This is a genomic window from Nonomuraea sp. JJY05, from assembly GCF_043496855.1.
In the GTDB taxonomy this organism is placed as follows: Bacteria; Actinomycetota; Actinomycetes; order Streptosporangiales; family Streptosporangiaceae; genus Nonomuraea.
Genome location: NZ_JBIEIS010000008.1, coordinates 256,768 through 275,410, shown reverse-complemented (window position 1 = coordinate 275,410; position 18,643 = coordinate 256,768). Strand labels below are relative to the sequence as shown.

The window sequence follows — 18,643 nt, the reverse complement described above, 5'->3', positions numbered from 1 at the left end:
ATTATGTCCGCTAATCTGCCGATATGACGGGTGGCTTGATCGGAATTGCGTTGGTGTCGCTGGGCATGGTTCTCACGCCCGGGCCGAACATGGTCTATCTGGTCTCACGATCGATCACCCAAGGCCGCCGGGCCGGCCTGATCTCCCTCACCGGCGTCTTCCTCGGCTTCACGCTCTACCTGACCGCGACGTGCCTGGGGCTGACGGCCGTGTTCGCGTACGTGCCGGAGGCCTACACGGCACTCAAGCTCGCCGGCGCCGCGTACCTGCTCTGGCTGGCCTGGAACGCCGTCAAGCCGGGCGGGACCTCGGCCTTCCAGCCGCGCACGCTCACGCCCGAACCCCCGCGCAAGCTGTTCGGCATGGGCCTGCTGACCTGCCTGCTCAACCCCAAGATCGCCATCCTGTACCTGTCGCTGCTCCCGCAGTTCATCGACCCTTCGATGGGCCACGTACTGCTGCAGAGCCTGGCGCTAGGCTCCGTCCAGATCGTCGTCGCCACCACGGTCAACGGCCTGATCGCCATCTCGGCCGGCGCCCTGGCCGCCTTCCTGGGCAGCCGCCCCCTCTGGCTCCGCGTCCAGCGCTACGTCACCGGCACGGTCCTCGGCGCCTTCGCCGTCCACATGGCCACCGACCGCTCAAAGGCCCTGGTCGCCGCCTAACGGCGGGGCGTTCCCCTGACCGTAGCCCGGGCGGTACCTGGCGTAGTACGGCGCAGCCCCGCCGAACAGACCCTCCACGGACGGAACCATAGATTTGCCCCTTCGGGCACAGCCACCTCTGGGCGCCGCGCTCGACCGCCGTCCCTGCGAACGTTGAGCCACCAGAGCCGGATCCGGGGCCGGTCCGCCGAGGGAGCCGCGCGGGTTATAAGACCTTTGCCTACAGTGCGTATGAGATCAACTACTCCTCGCGCATGCTGGGTGGGTCATCTCCTATGGAAGGGATCCGCCATGCGTTCCATCCCGGCCCTGCTGGCCGTGGCCGCCACGACCCTCGCGCTCACCGCCACCCCGGCCTCCGCCGCCGAGGGAGCCGTGATCATCCTCACCGCCGGTGAGACCCCGTGGGGGATCGGGGACCCACGACCCGGCGACTGCCACGACCTCGGCCCGGAGTTCCACGCCTTGGTCAACGAAACCGATGGCCCGATCGTGGTCTTCGGCGACCGTGCCTGTGAGGGGGAGGGCACGCTCGTACACGCCTACGACCGGACCCAGTTCGGCCTGCACTACTCCTTCCAGGCGCTGACCTGACCGACGCTGTCCTGGCCGCGCCCGCCCTGTGCCTTGTCCGGGGCGGTGCGCGGCCGGCTTGACATGAAGCCCCCACACGGTGCGGCATGTCCGCCCCTGCCTGCGTTCGTCACCGCATGCGCACAGCCCCTCGACATTGCCTATGTCGAGAAACCATGGTTACAGTAACTGTGGTTTCAAACAGAGGGGCTGGTGCCATGGTGGTGAGCGCTGCTGGGCAGTGGGTGCTGCTGGCGTACCGGATTCCGCGCCAGCCCTCGACGCTGCGCATCACGATCTGGCGCAAGCTTGACCGGCTCGGCGTGGCCCGGCTGGGTGACGGGCTGGTCGCGCTGCCCGCCGACCCCCGTACCCGAGAGCAGTTGGAATGGATCGCCGAGGAGATCGGTGAGGTCGGCGGCAGCTCGAACCTGTGGCTGGCCACCGCCGCCAGTCTGGCGCAAGAGAGAGCCATCGCGGCGGAGATGCAGCAGGCGCGGGCAGCGGAGTACCGAGCGGTGGCCGAGCAGGCCGAGGCCGCCGCCACGGCGCGCCCCGGTGAGCGCAGCCGGGCGGTCAAGCGGTTGCAGGCCGAACTGCGCAGGATCGGCCGCCGCGACTACTTCCCGCCCCCCGAACGCGAGGCGGCACAGCGGGCGGTGCGCGATCTGGCCGAGGCGATCGTGCCAGGAGAAGCCGGATGAAGTGGGCCACCCGAGCCGGCGTGCACATCGACCGGGCCGCGTGCGCGTGGCTGATCCGCCGCCATGTCGACGCCGATGCCGAGTTCGTGTTCGTCAGCGATCCCAGCGAGGTCCCGGTCGACGCCACGGCCTTCGACATGCGGGGCGTGCGGCTGTCGCACCACGGCGGCGACTGCAGCTTCGAGACCGTCCTGCGCCATTACGACCTGGCCGATCCGGTGCTGTGGAAGCTCGCCGAGCTCGTGCATGAGGCCGACATCGACGACGAGCGCTTCGACGCGCCCGAAGCTCCGGGGCTGGACGTGATTCTGCGTGGCTTGTCCATGACCTGCGACGACGAGCGGGTGCTGGAGCTGACCGGCCCGTTGTTCGACGGCCTGTACGAGTACTACCGGCGAGCCATGCTGCTCGGCCGCCCACCCGCCTGAGCCCCGGGAGCACCCGATGACTCACACCGAGCGCGACCCCAGGCCCTCCGGCCAGGACTCCACGTCCGGCGACGTGATCCCCTTCCGCCAGGCCGTACGGGCCTGGTTCGGAATCAGCCTCCAGACCTTCGGTGGCCCGGCCGGGCAGATCGCCGTCATGCAACGCACCCTGGTGGAGGAGAAACGCTGGATCGGCCAGCAGCGCTTCAACCACGCGCTCAACTACTGCATGCTGCTGCCCGGCCCCGAGGCTCAGCAACTGGCCATCTATGTCGGATGGCTGCTGAACGGCACCCGCGGCGGGCTCGTGGCCGGCACCCTGTTCGTCCTGCCCGGCATGCTCGCGTTGCTGGTCCTTTCGGCCGTGTACGTCCTGTGGCAGGACACCACGGCGGTGACCGCTGTGTTCGTCGGGATCGCCCCCGCGGTGCTGGCCATCGTCGCCCAAGCCGTCATCCGGGTCGCCAAGCGTTCGCTCACCCACCCGGTCTTCGTCGTGGTCGCGATCGCCGCCTTCTCCGCGCTCGCCCTGTTCGGCGTGCCGTTCCCGGTCGTCGTCGCCGTCGCCGCACTTGTGGGACGGGCCGTGCACAAACTGGCCCCTCACGTACTCAAAGCCAGCAACGGGCACGGCGGGGACGGCGGGCCGGCACCGTTGATCCCGGACGACGCGCTGCACCACGCCCGGGCGAGCCGGCGTTCAGCCGGCAAGATCCTCGCCGTCGGGCTGGTCGCCTGGTGGCTGCCGGTGGCCGCGGTCGCCGTGTTCCTGGGCGCCGGCAGCGTCTTCACCACCCAGGGGCTGTTCTTCTCCGGCACCGCCCTGGTCACCTTCGGTGGCGCGTACGCCGTGCTCGCCTTCGTGGCCCAGCGCGCCGTGGAGACCTACGCCTGGCTCGGCCCCGGGGAGATGGTCCGCGGCCTGGCCCTGGCCGAGTCCACCCCGGGCCCCCTCATCATGGTGGTCCAGTTCGTCGCCTTCCTCGGCGCCTATCGCGATCCCGGCCCCCTCACCCCATGGGCCGGCGCCCTGCTCGGCGCGCTGCTGACCACCTGGGTCACCTTCGTGCCGTGCTTCCTGTTCATCTTCCTCGGCGCGCCCTACGTCGAGAAGCTGCGCCACAACACCGCCATCACCGCAGCCCTGACCGGCATCACCGCCGCCGTCGTCGGTGTCATCGCCAATCTCGCGCTCTACTTCGCCCAGCACACCTTGTTCGGGCGCACCTTCACCTGGGCCTGGGGGCCGTTCACCATCCGACTCCCCGACCCAAGCACGCTCAGCCCGATCGCCCTGACCATTACCGGGGCCGCGCTCGTCATGACCTTCGTCCTGAAATGGCCGATGCTGCGCATCCTCGGGATATGCGCCCTGCTTGGCATGGGAACCGCCCTGCTGCCGTGAACCAGGCCTGATACGGCCGTCTGCGCGGCGCTCGCCACGGTGTGGCTCATTCCCGGCGTGCCCCTGACAGATGGCATCCGGCAGGCGGAAAAAGATTCTGGAAAGGCCGGCTGAGCCCGGACATAGCGAAGGGGCCGACTTGGATGGGGTCGGCCCCTTCGCGTTTACTGCCTCAACCAGGCGCGGAGGATAGGGGATTTGAACCCCTGATAGGTTGCCCTATACACGCTTTCCAAGCGTGCGCCCTCGGCCACTAGGCGAATCCTCCGCCGACGAGCTTACCGGACTTCCGGGCGTGCGCAGACCATCTTTTGCGGTGTGGAGCAAGCACTGCGGCATCCGGCTAGACTGTCCAGGGACCCCTCGCGCGGCGTCATCCTGTGAACCTCCCCAGGGCCGGAAGGCAGCAAGGATAAGCGGGCTCTGGCGGGTGTGCGAGGGGTCTCTTCGTTGAGAGCCCCCTCGCAGGCGGGATGGTCGCATGAGCCTTGCGCTTTACCGCAAGTATCGGCCCGGGACGTTCGCCGAGGTCAAGGGTCAGGAGCACGTCACAGACCCGCTGCGGCAGGCGTTGCGTACGAAGCGGATCAACCACGCCTACCTGTTCAGTGGCCCCCGTGGGTGTGGCAAGACCTCCAGCGCGCGCATCCTGGCGCGCTCCCTCAACTGCGAGCAGGGCCCCACGCCTGACCCGTGCGGCGTCTGCGAGTCGTGTGTCGCGCTCGCCCCGACCGGTCCCGGCCACCTCGACGTCATCGAGATCGACGCCGCCTCGCACGGTGGCGTGGACGACGCGCGCGACCTGAGGGAGCGGGCGTTCTTCGCCCCCGTCTCCGCGCGCTACAAGATCTACATCATCGACGAGGCGCACATGGTGACCCGGGAGGGTTTCAACGCGCTGCTCAAGCTCGTCGAGGAGCCCCCGCCGCACCTGAAGTTCATCTTCGCGACGACCGAGCCGGAAAAGGTCATCGGCACGATCAAGTCGCGTACCCACCACTACCCGTTCAGGCTGATGCCGCCCGCGACGCTGCGCGGGCTGCTGGAGGAGATCCTCACCTCCGAGAGCGTGCCCTTCGAGCCCGCCGCGCTGCCCCTCGTCGTACGGGCGGGCGCGGGCTCTGCGCGTGACTCGCTGTCGATCCTCGATCAGCTCCTCGCCGGGGCCGAGGAGGACGGCATCACCTATGCCAAGGCCGTCTCCCTGCTCGGCTACACCGACGGCGACCTGCTCGACGAGGTCGTCAACGCGTTCGCGGCGCGTGACGGCGGGCAGGTGTTCCACGCGGTCAACCGGGTCATCGAGGGCGGCCACGACCCCCGCCGCTTCGCCTCCGACCTGCTCGAACGCTTCCGTGACCTGGTCATCCTGGCGAACGTCCCCGAGGCGGCGTCCAGCGGGCTGCTCGACCGGCCCGCCGACGAGCTGGAGCGCCTGGTTCAGCAGGCCGCCTCGATGGGTCCGGCGGAGCTCACCCGCGCGGCCGAGGTCTTCAACGCGGGTCTCACCGAGATGCGCGGGGCGACCTCGCCTCGGCTGCTGCTGGAGCTGATGTGTGCCCGCGTTCTGCTCCCGGGTGCCGCGCAGGGTGAGGGGGCGCTGCTCGCCCGCATCGAGCGCCTGGAGCGTGGGGGTGCCGTCGCGCAGATGGCCGCCCGGGCCGCGGCCCCGCCCGTCTCGGCGCCGGCTGTCCCGCCTGTTTCCGCGCCGTCCGTTTCCGGAGTAGCCGGTACGCCTTCCGTGCCCGGTTCCGTTGCCGCGGCCTCCGTGCCCGGTCCTGGTTCGGTGCCCGTTTCTCAGCCGGGTTCCGGTCAGGCCGGCGCGTCCGTGCCGGTCGCGGGCGCGGCGTCCCACGGCGGTTCCGACGCGGCGGGGGCTGACTGGCCTGAGCCGGCTCGTCCCGGCTCGCCTTCCGTAGCACCGGCGGCCCCAGCGACGCCCCAGGCGGGAAGCGGCGGCGCACAGCCCGGCGGTGGCGCGCCCACCGGGGGCGGGGCGGGTGCCATACAGGCGCAGTGGGCTGCCGTGCTGGCCTCGCTCAAGCAGCGCAGCATCGTCGTCTGGGCGAACGTGAGCACCAACGCCCAGGTCGTGGGCGTGGAAGGCAACCTCGTCACCCTGGGCTTCACCCAGGTGGGCGCGATGAAGAACTTCACGGGCGGTGGCAAGGACGCCGTCGTGGCCGGGGCGCTCGGCGACGTGCTCGGCGGCACGTGGCGCGTCGAGGCGGTCGTCGGCGGCTCCCCGGCCCCCGGCGGCGGCTCCGCGTCCCGGGGTGCTCCCCGCCCGCCGTCGCACGGCGGCCCGGCGGGAGGTCACGGCCCTGCGGGAGGGCACGGCGCGGCAGGCGGCCAGGGGACGGCGCTCGGCTCGACCGGTCCGCAGGCCGCAGCCGCCGGCTCGACCGGTCCCCATGCCGGTCCGTCCGGCACGGCCGGCGCCCACGGCGTCCCCGGTGCCCAGGCCGGGCCGGGTGCACAGGGAGCTCATGGCGGGCCGGGTGCGCACGTTTCCCAGGGGCGTACGGCCTCCCACAGCGGGTCCCACGACGACGGGGACGCCCAGGAGCCGGGCCCCGGCCACCCAGCGGCCGCGTCCGCCGGACGTCAGACCACGGACGAGTCCTGGCCCGACGCCCCCGACGACCTCAGCCCCGGCTCACCGCCCGCCCCCGACCCCACGAACACCGTCTCCGGCCCCGCGGCCGGCACCGGGCCCGGCCCCGCCGTCGGCCCCGGGCTGGCCGCCGCGAGGTCGGCGGCGCGGGCCGCGGCCCAGGCGGGTCCCCGCGTTCTGGCCGCCCGCAGCGGCGCGGCGGCCTGGCCGGAGGCCGTCCCCGGCCGCAACAAGGGCCCGGAGTCGGACGACGTCGACCCCCTGAACGACGCCGACGCCGACGTGGACGCGGTCTCCGGCATGGCCCTGCTGGAACGCGAGCTCGGCGCCCGGGTGATCGGCGAGATCGACCACACCTGAGATCAGCCCTGAGGGTCGGGGGCGCAGCGGGGAGCGTGCGGTCGCGGAGCTGGGGTCGGCGAGATCGACCACCTGAGCGTCAGGGGCGCAGCTGGGAGCGAGCGGGGTCGGCGAGATCGACCACCTGAGCGTCAGGGGCACAGGCGGGAGCGGGCCGCCGCGGAGCGGGGGTCGGTCCGGGGGAGAGCGGCCAGGCGCTCCAGGACCTCGTAGTCGTCCCGGCCGCTGGCGGTCTGCGCGTACGTCCACAGCTCGTCCGGCGACCCGTGCCGCAGCAGGCACACGCGTACCTGCGCCTCCAGCTCGTCCCGTTCGCGGCGGATCTCCGGCGACTCCGAGCGGAGCAGCAGCGGGCCCCGGTACGCGCCGGCCAGCGCGCGGGCGTCGTTGGCCGCCAGGTGGCGGCGGACCTCCAGGAAGTCGGCTTCCAGCGGGCACGTCAGCCGGTACGGCTTGGCCGCGATGGCCTTTCCGAGCTGGGCCCGCAGCCGGTGGATCTCCGCCCTGATGGTCACCGGATTGCCGTCGTCGCCGTAGAGGTGGAACGAGAGCTGCTCGGCCGTCAGCCCGTGCGGATGCAGCGCGAGCAGGGCCAGGATCTCGGCGTGCCGGAGCGAGAGCGGCCGGTCGAGCTCGCCGAACGTGGCCACGGGCTGCCCCTCGCCGAGGAAGGACAGGGCGAGCGTGGGAGGCGCCGCCGACGACGTGAGACGCAGGAGGAAGCCGTCGGAGAACGGCTCCAGCACGGCGGCGGAACCGTCCTGGAGTATCACCCGCTGCCCGGACAGGCGGATGCGCTCGCCCAGGGAGCCGGCCGGATCGCCCGAGAGCACGCGGCCGGTGGCCGACAGCAGGATTCCGGGTCGCCCACGCAGGGACTCGAAGCGGCGGCGCAGGCGCTCGTCGCGTTCGTGCATGTCCAGCGCGAGCTGCGTCTCGGTGAGCTTGGCCGTGGCGGCGACCAGCGCGACGGTCGCGGGGTGCAGGCTGCGCGAAGTGCCGCTGACGTCGACGCAGCCGACGATTTGGCCCGAGTCCGGGTCGGTGATCGGGGCGGCGCTGCACGACCAGACGTGCAGTACCCGCATGAGGTGCTCCTCCGAGTACACGTGCACGGGCCGGCCCGCTTCGAGCGCGGTGCCGATGCCGTTGGTGCCGACCGTGCCCTCGGCCCACTGGTGTCCGTCGGCCAGACCGATCTGGTCTGCCCGGCGCATGATCGCGTGGTTGCCCTCGCGCCACAGCACCCGTCCGTCGCCATCGGTGACGATCAGGACCTCCTCGGCCAGGCTGGACAGCGTCTGGGCGATGAGGGGCAGCAACGGCCGCAACGGGTGCGCCTGGCGAACGTCCTTGATGTGGGAAACGTCGTAGACCAGGGGCGCGCTCTTGCCCTCCGGGTCGATCCCGGCATCCAGTGACCGCTGCCAGGAGGCGGTGATCAGGCGGCGGGGCAGCTCCGGCGACACGCGGCCGGCCGCCGCCGCTTCGTGCGCTCCGCGTAGCAGGCGCGAGTACGCATCAAGGTGGGCGTAACTCATCGGTCACTCCAAGTAGTCAACAAAGAGCATCCGTCCTGCGGGCGGTTCCGCGCAACCCGTTCGGGGGGATTGCAGAGGGTGATTGAATGAACGCAACGTGTGTGCAACGTTCGAGTCGTTAACTTCCTGTGGCAACGCGTCGGCGTGGTGCGGCCGCTCCGCCGACGTGGTGGCCGGGTCTCGGACGCTGGAGGGGGGCCGAGATCCGGCCAAAAAACATCCCAGGTAGGGCCGCACCAGTACAGGACGACGCCCAAACCCCGTAGGCTCGTGGCAGTCAAGAACCGGAGCCACGAGGAGCGCACGACGGTGAACCCAGGGGATGTCAACCTGCAGCAGCTGCTGGAGCAGGCCCAGCTCATGCAGCAGCAGCTTGTGAGCGCCCAGCAGGAGCTCAACGACGCGCAGATCGAGGGCTCATCGGGCGGGGGCCTTGTCACGGCCGTGGTCAACGGCTCGGGTGAGCTGCTGGAGCTCAAGATCGACCCGAGCGTGATCGACTCCGGGGACGCGCAGGACACCGCGGACACGATCGCCGACCTGGTGATCGCCGCCGTCCGTGACGCCGTCCGCGCGGCGGCCGATCTGCAGCAGGAGAAGCTCGGCCCGCTGGCCCAGGGGCTGGGTGGCGGCGGCCTCGGACAGTTGCCAGGGTTCTAGGCATGTACGAGGGGGTCGTCCAGAACCTGATCGACGAGCTGGGCCTGCTGCCCGGCGTCGGTCCCAAGAGCGCGCAGCGGATCGCGTTCCACCTGCTGGCGGCCGATCCGGCCGACGTCAAGCGGCTGGCGCACGCGCTGCTGGAGGTCAAGGAGAAGGTCCGCTTCTGCCGGGTCTGCGGAAACGTGGCCGCGGAAGAGGAGTGTCGGATCTGTCGTGACCCGCGCCGCGACACCCACGTGATATGTGTGGTGGAGGAGTCGAAAGACGTCGTCGCGATCGAGAAGACGCGCGAGTTCCGCGGCACGTATCACGTGCTCGGCGGCGCGATCAGCCCGATCGACGGCATCGGCCCCGACGATCTGCGCATCCGCGAGCTCATGACGCGTCTGGCGGATGGCCGGGTCACCGAGCTCATCCTCGCCACCGATCCCAACCTCGAGGGCGAGGCGACGGCTACCTACCTCGCCCGTCTGGTCAAGCCGATGGGCATCAAAGTGACACGACTGGCCAGCGGTCTGCCTGTGGGCGGTGACCTCGAATACGCCGACGAGGTGACCTTGGGCCGCGCGTTCGAAGGACGGAGGCTGCTGGATGTCTGACCAGTGGAGTGCGCTGGCGGAAGAGATCTCCGGGCATGCACAGGACTACGTCGACGGCCTGACCAGGGTCGCCGGCGGCGAGGGCGGCGACGCCATCTGGTCACTGCTGCTGGTGGAGGTCGCGCAGGTCAGCCTGGCCGGCGCGAAGCTCGGGGCCAACCGCGACGTGATCCTCGCGGGCAACTACGAGCCGGCCATGAGCGAGGACCCCGACATCGACGGCGTCCGCACCGCGCTGGCCGAGCGGCTGAGGCCGGTCGACGACTACGCCGAGGTGTTCGACCCGTACAAGGACACCGGCGTCACGCCCTACCGGCTCTCCGACGACCTGACCGCGGTCGCCGCCGATCTCATCCACGGCCTGCGCCACTACCACGCCGGGCGGCCCCACGAGGCGCTCTGGTGGTGGCAGTACTCCTACTTCAACACCTGGGGCAACCACGCGGGCGCCGCGATGCGTGCCCTCCAGGCCCTGGCCGCGCACTCGCGCCTGGACGTCGCCGAGGAGACCACCGTCTGATCGTCCAGATAGTGGTACGGCCCAGCGGGTTCATGAGAGGTCGCCAGTAGACTGGCAGCTCACAGTCCAAACCGGGAGACTCTCGTGGCGCTCGTTGTGCAAAAGTACGGTGGTTCGTCCGTCGCCGACGCGTCCTGCATCAAGCGGGTCGCGCAGCGGATCGTCGCGACGAAAAAAGCCGGCAACGACGTGGTCGTGATCGTCTCCGCCATGGGCGACACGACGGACGAGCTGCTCGACCTGGCCGAGCAGGTGTCGCCGCTGCCTCCGGGCCGCGAGCTCGACATGCTGCTGACCTCGGGCGAGCGCATCTCGATGGCCCTGCTGGCGATGGCGATCGCCAACCTGGGCCACGAGGCCCGTTCGTTCACCGGCTCGCAGGCCGGCGTGATCACCGACTCGACGCACGGCAAGGCGCGCATCATCGACGTGACGCCCAGCCGCATCCGTGAGGCGATCGACCAGGGCAACATCGCGATCGTGGCCGGGTTCCAGGGCGTCTCGCAGGACACCAAGGACATCACCACGCTGGGCCGCGGCGGGTCCGACACCACGGCGGTGGCGCTGGCGGCGGCCCTGCAGGCCGACGTCTGCGAGATCTACACCGACGTCGACGGCGTGTTCACCGCCGACCCCCGCATCGTGCCGGCGGCGCAGCAGATCCCCAGGATCTCGTACGACGAGATGATGGAGATGGCCGCGTGCGGCGCGAAGATCCTGCATCTGCGCTGCGTCGAATACGCTCGCCGGTTCGACCTGCCGATTCACGTACGCAGCTCTTTCAGCACCAAGGAAGGCACCTGGGTCGTCTCCGACCCTTACACCGAAGGAACCGAGATGGAGCAGCCGATCATCTCCGGCGTCGCGCACGACCGGAGCGAGGCCAAGATCACTGTTGTCGGGGTCCCCGACAAGGTCGGAGAGGCTGCCTCGATCTTCAAAACGCTGGCCGACGCCGAGATCAACATCGACATGATCGTGCAGAACGTCTCGGCCGCGGCCACGGGCCGCACGGACATCTCCTTCACGCTGCCGACGGCCGACGCTCAGACGGCGCTGTCGTCGCTGAAGAAGATCCAGGGTCAGATCGGTTACGAGTCGCTGCTCTTCGACGACCAGATCGGGAAGGTGTCGCTGATCGGCGCGGGCATGCGCTCGCACCCCGGCGTCACGGCGACGTTCTTCGCGGCCCTCGCCGACGCGGGGGTCAACATCGAGATGATCTCCACCTCGGAGATCCGCATCTCAGTGATCGTCGGGCAGGACGGCGTCGACGCGGCCGTGCAGGCCGCCCACCGCGCGTTCTCGCTCGACGCCGACCAGGTCGAAGCCGTGGTGTACGGAGGTAGTGGACGATGAACAGGCCTACTCTCGCCCTGATCGGCGCCACCGGCGCCGTGGGCACCGTCATGCGCGACATCGTGTCGTCGCGTGAGGACATCTGGGGCGAGATCCGTCTCGTCGCCTCGCCGCGTTCGGCGGGCAAGGTGCTCCAGGTGCGCGGTGAGGACATCGTGGTGCAGGCCCTCGCGCCCGAGGTGTTCGACGGCGTCGACATCGCGATCTTCGACGTGCCGGACGAGATCTCGGCGGTGTGGGTGCCGATCGCGGCCGAGCGCGGCGCGATCGTGATCGACAAGTCGGGGACGTTCCGGATGGAGCCGGACGTGCCGCTGGTCGTGCCCGAGGTCAACCCGCTCGACGCCCGCAACCGGCCGCGCAACATCATCTCGACCCCCAACTGCACGACGCTGTCGATGATGGCGGCCATGGGGGCGCTGCACGCCGAGTTCACGCTCACGGAGCTGGTCGTCGCCTCCTACCAGGCGGTGTCGGGCGCCGGCGTGGCGGGTTCCGCGCGGCTCTACGACGAGGTCGAGGCGCTGGCGGGCGACCGCACGGTGGGCCAGGCGGCCGGTGACGTACGCAAGGTGCTGGCCAACAAGCTGCCCGACGACTCGCCGTTCCCCGCGCCCATCGCGTTCAACGTGGTGCCGTGGGCCGGCTCCTACAAGGACGGCGGCTGGGCCTCCGAGGAGCTCAAGCTCCGCAACGAGTCCCGCAAGATCCTCGGCATCCCCGACCTCAAGGTCTCCGCGACCTGCGTGCGCGTGCCGGTGATCACGACCCACTCGCTGGCCGTGCACGCGCGGTTCGAGCGCGAGATCACGGTCGCCGACGCGCACCGCGTCCTGGAGGCGGCGCCGACGGTGGTCCTCATGGACGACCCGGCCAACGGGGTCTTCCCGACGCCGCTCGACGTGGTGGGCAACGACCCGACCTACGTGGGCCGCATCCGTCAGGCGGTCGACTTCCCCAACACGCTCGACCTGTTCGTGTGCGGTGACAACCTGCGCAAGGGCGCGGCGCTCAACGCGGCGGAGATCGCCGAGCTGGTCGCGGGCGAGCTGTAACCCCATCCGGATGGTGTGACGCCGTGCATCCCGCGCGGCGTCCGCCGTCCGGGCCGTCCAGGTGGTGTGACGCCATGCGTTCCGCGCGGCGTCCGCCGTTCAGGTGGTGTGACGCCGTGCGCTCCCCGCGCGGCGTCCCCTCACCCAGGCTCACCCGGCTCTGTCACCGGAAGAGGATGTCCCAGTGGTCGCTCTCGTTGGCGAAGACGGTGCCTGAGCCGGAGCGGTAGAGCCGGGCGCCGTCGCTGCGCACGCCGGCCTTCGCGTGGTAACGCGTGATGTACCGGTCGACGCAGGCGTTGTGCGAGATGTCGATCTTGTAGCCGTTGCCGTGGCTGTACTGGCCGGGCGCGTGGCCCGCTTCCGTGCCACCCGTCACCATGATCGGGCAGCCGCTCTCGCGCTTGAGCTCGATCATCCGGGCGATGGTCCCGGTCCGCACCGAGTCGAGCGACGTGCAGTGGTGCACGTGCTTGCTGGAGCAGTTGCCGGTCGACTTCATCCGCACGCCCCCGCTCCTCAGCCAGTCGGTGGCCAGCGCGTGGGACATGTGCATGGACCCGAAGCGCGGCAGGACACGCGTCAGATCGACTTGAGCGCGCCTGTGCGCCGCTCGCGGCCGTACCCGGGGCATCCGGGCCACCCTGGTGCGTACGCGGCTCTTCGCGGACCTGGTGGCCCGAGATCGCGCTGCCATCGCCGGCGGGTCGATGACCGTCAGCTGCGCGGGCCCGTGCAGGCGGGCCGTCATCCAGTCGTCGGCCGGCTCGTTCGCCGGCCCCTCCTGCTCGGCGGCTCCGGAGGCTTCGGCGGCTTCGTCGGCCGAATCGCCGAAGGGCCAGCCCGCCGTGGCGGTGATGTCATCACCGGCCGCCATGAGCCGATCGAACGCCCAGGCCTTGCCCGGGTCCGGGCCGGCCTCGTGCTCCGAGCCGTCGGACCCGGCCGATTTTTGGCTGTCCGGCGCGGCCGACCCTTCGGGGTGGGTGGCGGCTGAAGCGGCCGAGGCCAGCGCGATTATGGTTATCTCAATGCCGAGGAGTGCGACTACGGCGAGGCGCACTGTTCCACGTATCCACATGTCGATGCCTTTTCGCGGAAATAGCCCTTCCGCCTGAAACGACAATCCCACCTTTCACAGAAGATAACTCCTGCCGCAGGTGCAACTTTGCCTTGTGGCGGCGATCACCGTGCGGCTCCATGACCTTGGACTGGAAAACCTGCTAGGTTGGACTGCTGCTGTGGCCCTGACCACACACAACAGAGGGACAGCAGCCTCATGAGCGGGTTTTCCGCTCGACGCCCCATCACGACGTAAAGTGACGAACGTGTCCGAAGCCCGAAACCGAGGATCGGAGAGCACCCGAGAGGTCATCGTCGAGACGGCATTGCGGTTGTTCAGGGAGCGCGGTTTCGACGCGACCACGATGCGTGCCATCGCCGCCGAGGCCGGGGTGTCCGTGGGCAACGCCTACTACTACTTCGCGAGCAAGGAAGCGTTGATCCAGGCGTACTACGACCGCGCCCAGGCCGAGCACGAGGAGGCCTGCAGGGAGTTCCTGGCCACCGAGACGTCGTTCGCGGCCAGGCTGAGCGGGGTGCTACGCGAGTGGGTGCGCGTCTCCGAGCCCTACCACGAGTTCGCCGTGAAGTTCTTCAAGCACGCGGCCGAGCCCACCAATCCGCTGAGCCCGTTCAGCAAGCAGTCGTCCCCGGCCCGTGAGGCCTCCATCGCGATCTACCGCCAGGTCGTCGAGGGTTCGCGTGACCGCATGAACGCCGAGCTGCGTGAGGAGCTGCCCGAGCTGCTCTGGCTGCTGTCCATGGGCATGGTGCTGTTCTGGGTGCACGACACCTCACCGGGCTGCGTACGCACGTACCGGCTGATCGAGGTGACGGTGCCGCTGGTGGACCGGTTGGTCGGGCTGTCGCATCTGCCCGGGTTGAGGGGGATCACGAAGGACTTCATCGCGGCGGTCCACGAGTTGCGGGCCTAGGACAACATACCGGTCGGTTGGTAGGGTGGAGCGGCCGCTGCGGAGGCGCTTGGAGGCCGTGAATGAGTCACAACTGGGGCATGACCATCCCCTTCTACGATCGCCCGCTGTCGAAGTCGCAGGAGCTGATCGCGGAGCTGCCCGAGCTGGGCTACACCGACGCGTGGTCCGCCGAGGTCAACGGGGCCGACGGGTTCGTGCCGCTGGCGATGGCCGCGCAGTGGGCGCCGGGGATCAGGCTGGGCAGCGCCATCGTGCCCGTCTCGACGCGCGGTCCGGGGCTGCTGGCCATGTCCGCGGCCACGCTGGCCGACCTGGCGCCTGAGCGGTTCGTGCTGGGCATCGGGGCCTCCTCGCCGGTGATCGTCGAGCGGTGGAACGCGGGGCGGTTCGACAAGCCGTACGCGCGCACCCGCGACACGCTCCGCTTCCTGAAGAAGGCGCTGGCGGGGGAGAAGGTCTCGGAGACGTACGAGACGTTCGAGATCAAGGGGTTCAAGCTGGAGCGGGCCCCCGAGCTCCCGCCGAAGATCGTGCTGGCCGCGCTGCGGCCCAGGATGCTCCACCTGGCCGCGGCGGAGGCCGACGGCGCGATCACCAACTGGCTCTCGCCCGACGACGTGCGCAAGGTGCGCGCCGAGATCGGCGAGGGCACCGAGCTGATCGCCCGCCTGTTCGTCTGCGTCAGCGAGGACACCGACCGCGTACGGGAGATGGCCAGGTGGATGCTGGCCACATATCTGACCGTCCCGGTGTACGCCGCCTTCCACGACTGGCTGGGCCGGGGCGAGGTGCTGCGGCCCATGCACGAGGCGTGGCAGGCCGGCGACCGGCAGGCGGCGCTCAAGGCGATTCCCGACGAGGTGGTCGACGCCCTGGTCGTGCACGGCGACGCGGCCACCTGCCGGGCCAGGATCCAGGAGTACGTGGACAACGGCCTCGACACCCCCGTCCTCGCGCCTGTCCCGGGCGGTGAGATCTCCATAGAGCAGGCCGTACGCGAGCTGGCCCCCAAGAGGTAGCTCCCCGAGCGTAGGAGGGTGCATGGACGACGTACTCAGGCTGGACGCGGTCGGTCAGGCTCAGGCGATCAGGGACGGGCTGGTGACGGCGAGAGAGCTGGCCGAGGCCGCCATCGCCCGCATCGAGGCCCGCGACGGCGTGCTGAACGCGGTCATCCACCGCCGGTTCGAGCGGGCGCTGGCGGAGATCGACTCCATCCCCAAGGAGGCGCCCTTCCGCGGCGTCCCGATCCTGCTGAAGGACCTCGGGTGGCGCGAGTCGGGCGAGCCGTACAGCGGGGGCTCGAACGTACGCGACGGCGTCGAGCCCGGCGTCGACGGCTACGGCGTCGTGAGCCTGCGCGAGGCCGGGTTCGTCCTGCTCGGGCGGACGAACACCCCCGAGTTCGGCAGCACGATCACCACGGAGCCGGTGGCGTTCGGGCCCACGCGCAACCCGTACGACCCGGCCTACTCCGCGGGCGGCTCCAGCGGGGGCTCGGCGGCGGCGGTGGCGGCCGGGATGGTCGCCCTGGCCACCGCCAGCGACGGCGGCGGCTCGATCCGCATCCCCGCCTCCCTGTGTGGCCTGGTGGGGCTCAAGCCGACGCGTGGGCGCGTGAGCATGGGGCCGGCCATGGGGGAGGGGTGGAGCGGGTTCTCGTGCCCGGGGTTCGTCACCAGGACCGTGCGGGACACGGCGGCGGCGCTCGACCTCGTGTCCGGCCTGCGGCCCGGCGACCCGTACGACGCCCCCGCGCTGCCCGGTCCGCTGGCCGACGAGGTCGGCAGGGAGCCGGGGCGGCTACGGGTCGGGTTCCTCACCAGGCATCCCAACGAGTCCGTGCCCGAGGTGCCCGCGCTGACCGAGGCCGTGGCCAGGGCCGCCGCGCTGCTGGAGTCGCTCGGCCACGACGTCGCGCCCGGCGGCCCCAGGGCGCTCACCGAGCCCGGCTTCGCCCAGCACTTCGGCGCCATCGTGGCCGACAACCTCGCCGCGCACGTGGAGAGCCTGGGCGAGCTGCGCGGCGAGCCCGTACGGCCGGAGGAGCTGGAGCCCCGGAACGCCGCCATGCTCGGCGCGGCGCGCACGCACAGCGCGGCCGACCACATCCTGGCCACGCAGTGGATCGACGGCTACCGCCGCCGCATGGCCGCCTGGTGGAGCGCGGGCCACGACCTGCTGCTGATGCCCTCGCTGGGCGTCGCGCCGTTCCCGCTGGGCTGGATCCCGCCGCAGGACCTCAGCGTCGCGTTCGGCCGCACGGCGCACGCCGTGGCCTACACCTCGCCGATCAACGCGACCGGGCAGCCGGCCATCTCGCTGCCCCTGCACCGCACCGAGTCCGGCCTGCCGGTGGGCGTGCAGCTCGTGGCGGCGGCCGGGAGGGAGGACCTGCTCGTCCGGGTGGCCGCGCAGATCGAGCGGGCCAGGCCGTTCGAGCACGCGGCGCTGCGCTGACCCCTCCTGGAGCAGGTCAGGAACTCGTGGCGGTCCCGACGCGTTATGTCGTGAGAAGCCGGGGGTAGGGGGTTCCTCATGATGGCGAAGGCAGCACGGGCAGCGGCGGCTTGGCGGACTTACCGCGAGGTGACCAAGCCGGGGTCGCCCGGCCTGATGACCAGGGTCCGGGCGATCCCGCGGATGGTCGGCGCGGTCATGCGCGGACAGTACGCGGGCATGGGCAAGAGCAAGCTCGCGATGCTCGGACTCGGGGTGGTCTACATCCTGTCACCCGTCGACGTGGTGCCCGACTTCCTGGTGATGGTCGGCGTGGTCGACGACTTCGGCGTGTTCCTGTGGCTCGCGGCCACGCTGCTCGGCGAGAGCGGCCGCTACGTCGAGCACGAGCGCAACGTCATCCAGGCCAGGCTGGTCGAGGAAGAGGGCTAGATCTCCTCCATCCGCAGCCAGGCGCGTGAGGGCAGCGGGTGGCCGAAGAGGCGGGCCGCGTTGCCGTAGGCGACCCTGGCGATGTCGGCGGGCGGGAGCGTTCCGAGATTGCGGGCCACGGACTTCTGCGTGTCGGGCCAGGTCGAGTCGGAGTGCGGGTAACCGCTCTCCTGCAGGACGTGGTCGAGCCCGACCGCGAGCCGCACTCCCGACAGCGCGTGGTCGTCGAGCGTGCCGAAGAAGAAGTTGCGGCGCAGCACCTCGCTCGGCTTGAGCCCGCCCTCCCACGACGCCTCGCTCGCGACCGGGTGGTCGAGGGCGTAGTCGGCGCGCTCGGCCAGCATGGGAAGCCAGCCCACGCCGCCCTCGACGATGAGGATGCGCAGGGCGGGGAAGCGCAGCGGCACCCCCGACCAGAGCCAGTCGGCGCAGGCGAACATCGCGCTGGTCGGCATCAGCGTGGTGATGGCCTCGATGGGCGTGTCGGGCGAGGGCACGGGGGACCACGACGAGTCGCCCGTGTGCAGGGCGACCACCGTGCCGGTCTCCTCGCAGGCGGCGAAGAACGGGTCCCAGTGGCCGGAGTGGATGGACGGCAGCCGCAGCCGGGTCGGGAACTCGGGGAAGACCACGGCCTTGAAGCCGCGGGCGGCGTTGGCGCGGATCTCCTTGGCGGCCACGTCGGGGTCGGGCAGCCAGGGGAGCTGCAGGCCGATGATGCGCTCGGGGTAGGTGCCGGCCCAGACGTCGATGTGCCAGTCGTTCCACGCCTTGACCAGGGCCAGGCCGAGCTCCTGGTCGCGGGTCCTGGCGAACGGCATGCCGGACTGCCCGGCCAGCATGCCGGGGAAGCACAGCGCGGCCCAGATGCCCGCCACGTCCATGTCCTGGACGCGGGCCTCGATGTCGTGGCAGCCGGGGCGCATGTTCTCGAACCTGATGGGGTCGAGCGTGCGCTGCTCGCGGGGCAGCCCGGCGCCCACGTCGATGCCGGCGCACGGGTATGTCGCCCCGCCGTAGCGCCAGACCTGGTGACCCGCCTCCGTCTCCACGACCTTGGGCGCGACGTCCGCATATTTCTCCGGCAACCGGCCTTCGAACAGGTCGGGAGGCTCGATCAGGTGATCGTCGGCGGAGATGATCACGTAGTCGCGCCGCCTCGGGTCAGGGTCGGGGAGCAGCGGCGTAGTCACGCAGGTAACCGTACGACGGCGGGATAACGTCGAACAAGCTGCGACGTATCCGTTGGGTATCCGAGATCT

The 18,643-nt window shown here is 70.6% G+C and carries 18 protein-coding genes, 1 tRNA gene and 1 other RNA gene; 16 read left to right on the top strand and 4 right to left on the bottom strand.

Features of this window, described 5'->3' with window-relative positions:
- Nucleotides 1-35: 35 nt before the first annotated feature.
- The 5 genes from ACFKCF_RS14610 to chrA all read left to right on the top strand — a co-directional run bounded on the left by ACFKCF_RS14610 (nt 36) and on the right by chrA (nt 3,775).
- The gene (locus tag ACFKCF_RS14610) at nt 36-665 is read left to right on the top strand and encodes a LysE family translocator (RefSeq protein ID WP_394493822.1); all 630 of its coding nucleotides are present in this window, start codon (nt 36-38) and stop codon (nt 663-665) included.
- 291 nt (nt 666-956) lie between these two features.
- Nucleotides 957-1,259 (top strand): hypothetical protein, encoded by a 303-nt coding sequence (locus ACFKCF_RS14605; RefSeq protein WP_394493821.1) that lies wholly within the window; start codon nt 957-959, stop codon nt 1,257-1,259.
- 197 nt (nt 1,260-1,456) lie between these two features.
- On the top strand, nt 1,457-1,942 hold the full coding sequence (locus ACFKCF_RS14600; protein WP_394493819.1) for a Chromate resistance protein ChrB: 486 nt from the start codon (nt 1,457-1,459) through the stop codon (nt 1,940-1,942).
- Nucleotides 1,939-2,370: a chromate resistance protein ChrB domain-containing protein gene (locus ACFKCF_RS14595; protein WP_394493818.1), complete on the top strand. Its 432-nt coding sequence runs from the start codon at nt 1,939-1,941 to the stop codon at nt 2,368-2,370. Before ACFKCF_RS14600 ends, ACFKCF_RS14595 begins: the two co-directional genes overlap by 4 nt.
- A gap of 16 nt (nt 2,371-2,386) precedes the next feature.
- The gene (gene chrA / locus ACFKCF_RS14590; protein WP_394493816.1) at nt 2,387-3,775 is read left to right on the top strand and encodes a chromate efflux transporter; all 1,389 of its coding nucleotides are present in this window, start codon (nt 2,387-2,389) and stop codon (nt 3,773-3,775) included.
- Nucleotides 3,776-3,958: 183 nt separating this feature from the next.
- Here chrA and ACFKCF_RS14585 read toward each other — a convergent pair.
- Nucleotides 3,959-4,043 (bottom strand) — tRNA-Ser (locus tag ACFKCF_RS14585).
- A gap of 86 nt (nt 4,044-4,129) precedes the next feature.
- On the opposite strand from ACFKCF_RS14585, the gene ffs reads away from it, so the two are divergent.
- Together ffs and ACFKCF_RS14575 are read left to right on the top strand one after the other, a co-directional pair.
- Nucleotides 4,130-4,225: signal recognition particle sRNA small type (gene ffs / locus ACFKCF_RS14580), an RNA gene on the top strand.
- Nucleotides 4,226-4,256: 31 nt separating this feature from the next.
- A complete protein-coding gene (locus ACFKCF_RS14575) occupies nt 4,257-6,752 on the top strand; it encodes a DNA polymerase III subunit gamma and tau (protein ID WP_394493814.1) in 2,496 nt (831 codons plus the stop codon).
- Between the two features lie 131 nt (nt 6,753-6,883).
- Here ACFKCF_RS14575 and ACFKCF_RS14570 read toward each other — a convergent pair whose 3' ends face one another.
- Nucleotides 6,884-8,293: a GAF domain-containing protein gene (locus ACFKCF_RS14570; RefSeq protein ID WP_394493812.1), complete on the bottom strand. Its 1,410-nt coding sequence runs from the start codon at nt 8,291-8,293 to the stop codon at nt 6,884-6,886.
- A gap of 309 nt (nt 8,294-8,602) precedes the next feature.
- Here ACFKCF_RS14570 and ACFKCF_RS14565 point away from each other — a divergent pair, with 309 nt between their 5' ends.
- From ACFKCF_RS14565 to ACFKCF_RS14545, 5 genes are all read left to right on the top strand, one after another.
- Nucleotides 8,603-8,953, top strand: a complete 351-nt coding sequence (locus ACFKCF_RS14565) for a YbaB/EbfC family nucleoid-associated protein (RefSeq protein ID WP_192788958.1) — start codon at nt 8,603-8,605, stop codon at nt 8,951-8,953.
- Nucleotides 8,954-8,955: 2 nt separating this feature from the next.
- Nucleotides 8,956-9,555: a recombination mediator RecR gene (gene recR / locus ACFKCF_RS14560; protein WP_192788957.1), complete on the top strand. Its 600-nt coding sequence runs from the start codon at nt 8,956-8,958 to the stop codon at nt 9,553-9,555.
- A complete protein-coding gene (locus ACFKCF_RS14555; RefSeq protein WP_394493811.1) occupies nt 9,548-10,075 on the top strand; it encodes a DUF5063 domain-containing protein in 528 nt (175 codons plus the stop codon). The genes recR and ACFKCF_RS14555 overlap by 8 nt, the downstream gene beginning before the upstream one ends.
- An 84-nt stretch (nt 10,076-10,159) precedes the next feature.
- Nucleotides 10,160-11,434 (top strand): aspartate kinase, encoded by a 1,275-nt coding sequence (locus ACFKCF_RS14550; protein ID WP_394493809.1) that lies wholly within the window; start codon nt 10,160-10,162, stop codon nt 11,432-11,434.
- Nucleotides 11,431-12,489, top strand: coding sequence for an aspartate-semialdehyde dehydrogenase (locus ACFKCF_RS14545; RefSeq protein ID WP_394493808.1), 1,059 nt, complete (start codon nt 11,431-11,433; stop codon nt 12,487-12,489). Before ACFKCF_RS14550 ends, ACFKCF_RS14545 begins: the two co-directional genes overlap by 4 nt.
- Before the next feature lie 163 nt (nt 12,490-12,652).
- Here the strand turns inward: ACFKCF_RS14545 and ACFKCF_RS14540 are convergent, their stop codons facing one another.
- Nucleotides 12,653-13,552 (bottom strand): hypothetical protein, encoded by a 900-nt coding sequence (locus ACFKCF_RS14540; protein ID WP_394493806.1) that lies wholly within the window; start codon nt 13,550-13,552, stop codon nt 12,653-12,655.
- A gap of 265 nt (nt 13,553-13,817) precedes the next feature.
- Between ACFKCF_RS14540 and ACFKCF_RS14535 the strand changes: the two genes are divergently transcribed.
- The 4 genes from ACFKCF_RS14535 (at nt 13,818) to ACFKCF_RS14520 (ending at nt 17,381) form a co-directional block, all read left to right on the top strand.
- The gene (locus tag ACFKCF_RS14535; protein ID WP_394493804.1) at nt 13,818-14,486 is read left to right on the top strand and encodes a TetR family transcriptional regulator; all 669 of its coding nucleotides are present in this window, start codon (nt 13,818-13,820) and stop codon (nt 14,484-14,486) included.
- Nucleotides 14,487-14,548: 62 nt separating this feature from the next.
- Nucleotides 14,549-15,508, top strand: coding sequence for an LLM class F420-dependent oxidoreductase (locus ACFKCF_RS14530; RefSeq protein WP_394493802.1), 960 nt, complete (start codon nt 14,549-14,551; stop codon nt 15,506-15,508).
- Between the two features lie 22 nt (nt 15,509-15,530).
- A complete protein-coding gene (locus tag ACFKCF_RS14525) occupies nt 15,531-16,949 on the top strand; it encodes an amidase (RefSeq protein WP_394493800.1) in 1,419 nt (472 codons plus the stop codon).
- A gap of 78 nt (nt 16,950-17,027) precedes the next feature.
- Nucleotides 17,028-17,381 carry a YkvA family protein gene (locus ACFKCF_RS14520; RefSeq protein ID WP_364834054.1) on the top strand — a complete coding sequence of 118 codons (354 nt, stop codon included), beginning with the start codon at nt 17,028-17,030 and terminating at the stop codon, nt 17,379-17,381.
- On the opposite strand, the gene ACFKCF_RS14515 is transcribed toward ACFKCF_RS14520, so the two are convergent.
- Nucleotides 17,378-18,574, bottom strand: a complete 1,197-nt coding sequence (locus ACFKCF_RS14515) for an amidohydrolase family protein (protein ID WP_394493798.1) — start codon at nt 18,572-18,574, stop codon at nt 17,378-17,380. The genes ACFKCF_RS14520 and ACFKCF_RS14515 overlap by 4 nt on opposite strands.
- Nucleotides 18,575-18,643 lie beyond the last annotated feature (69 nt).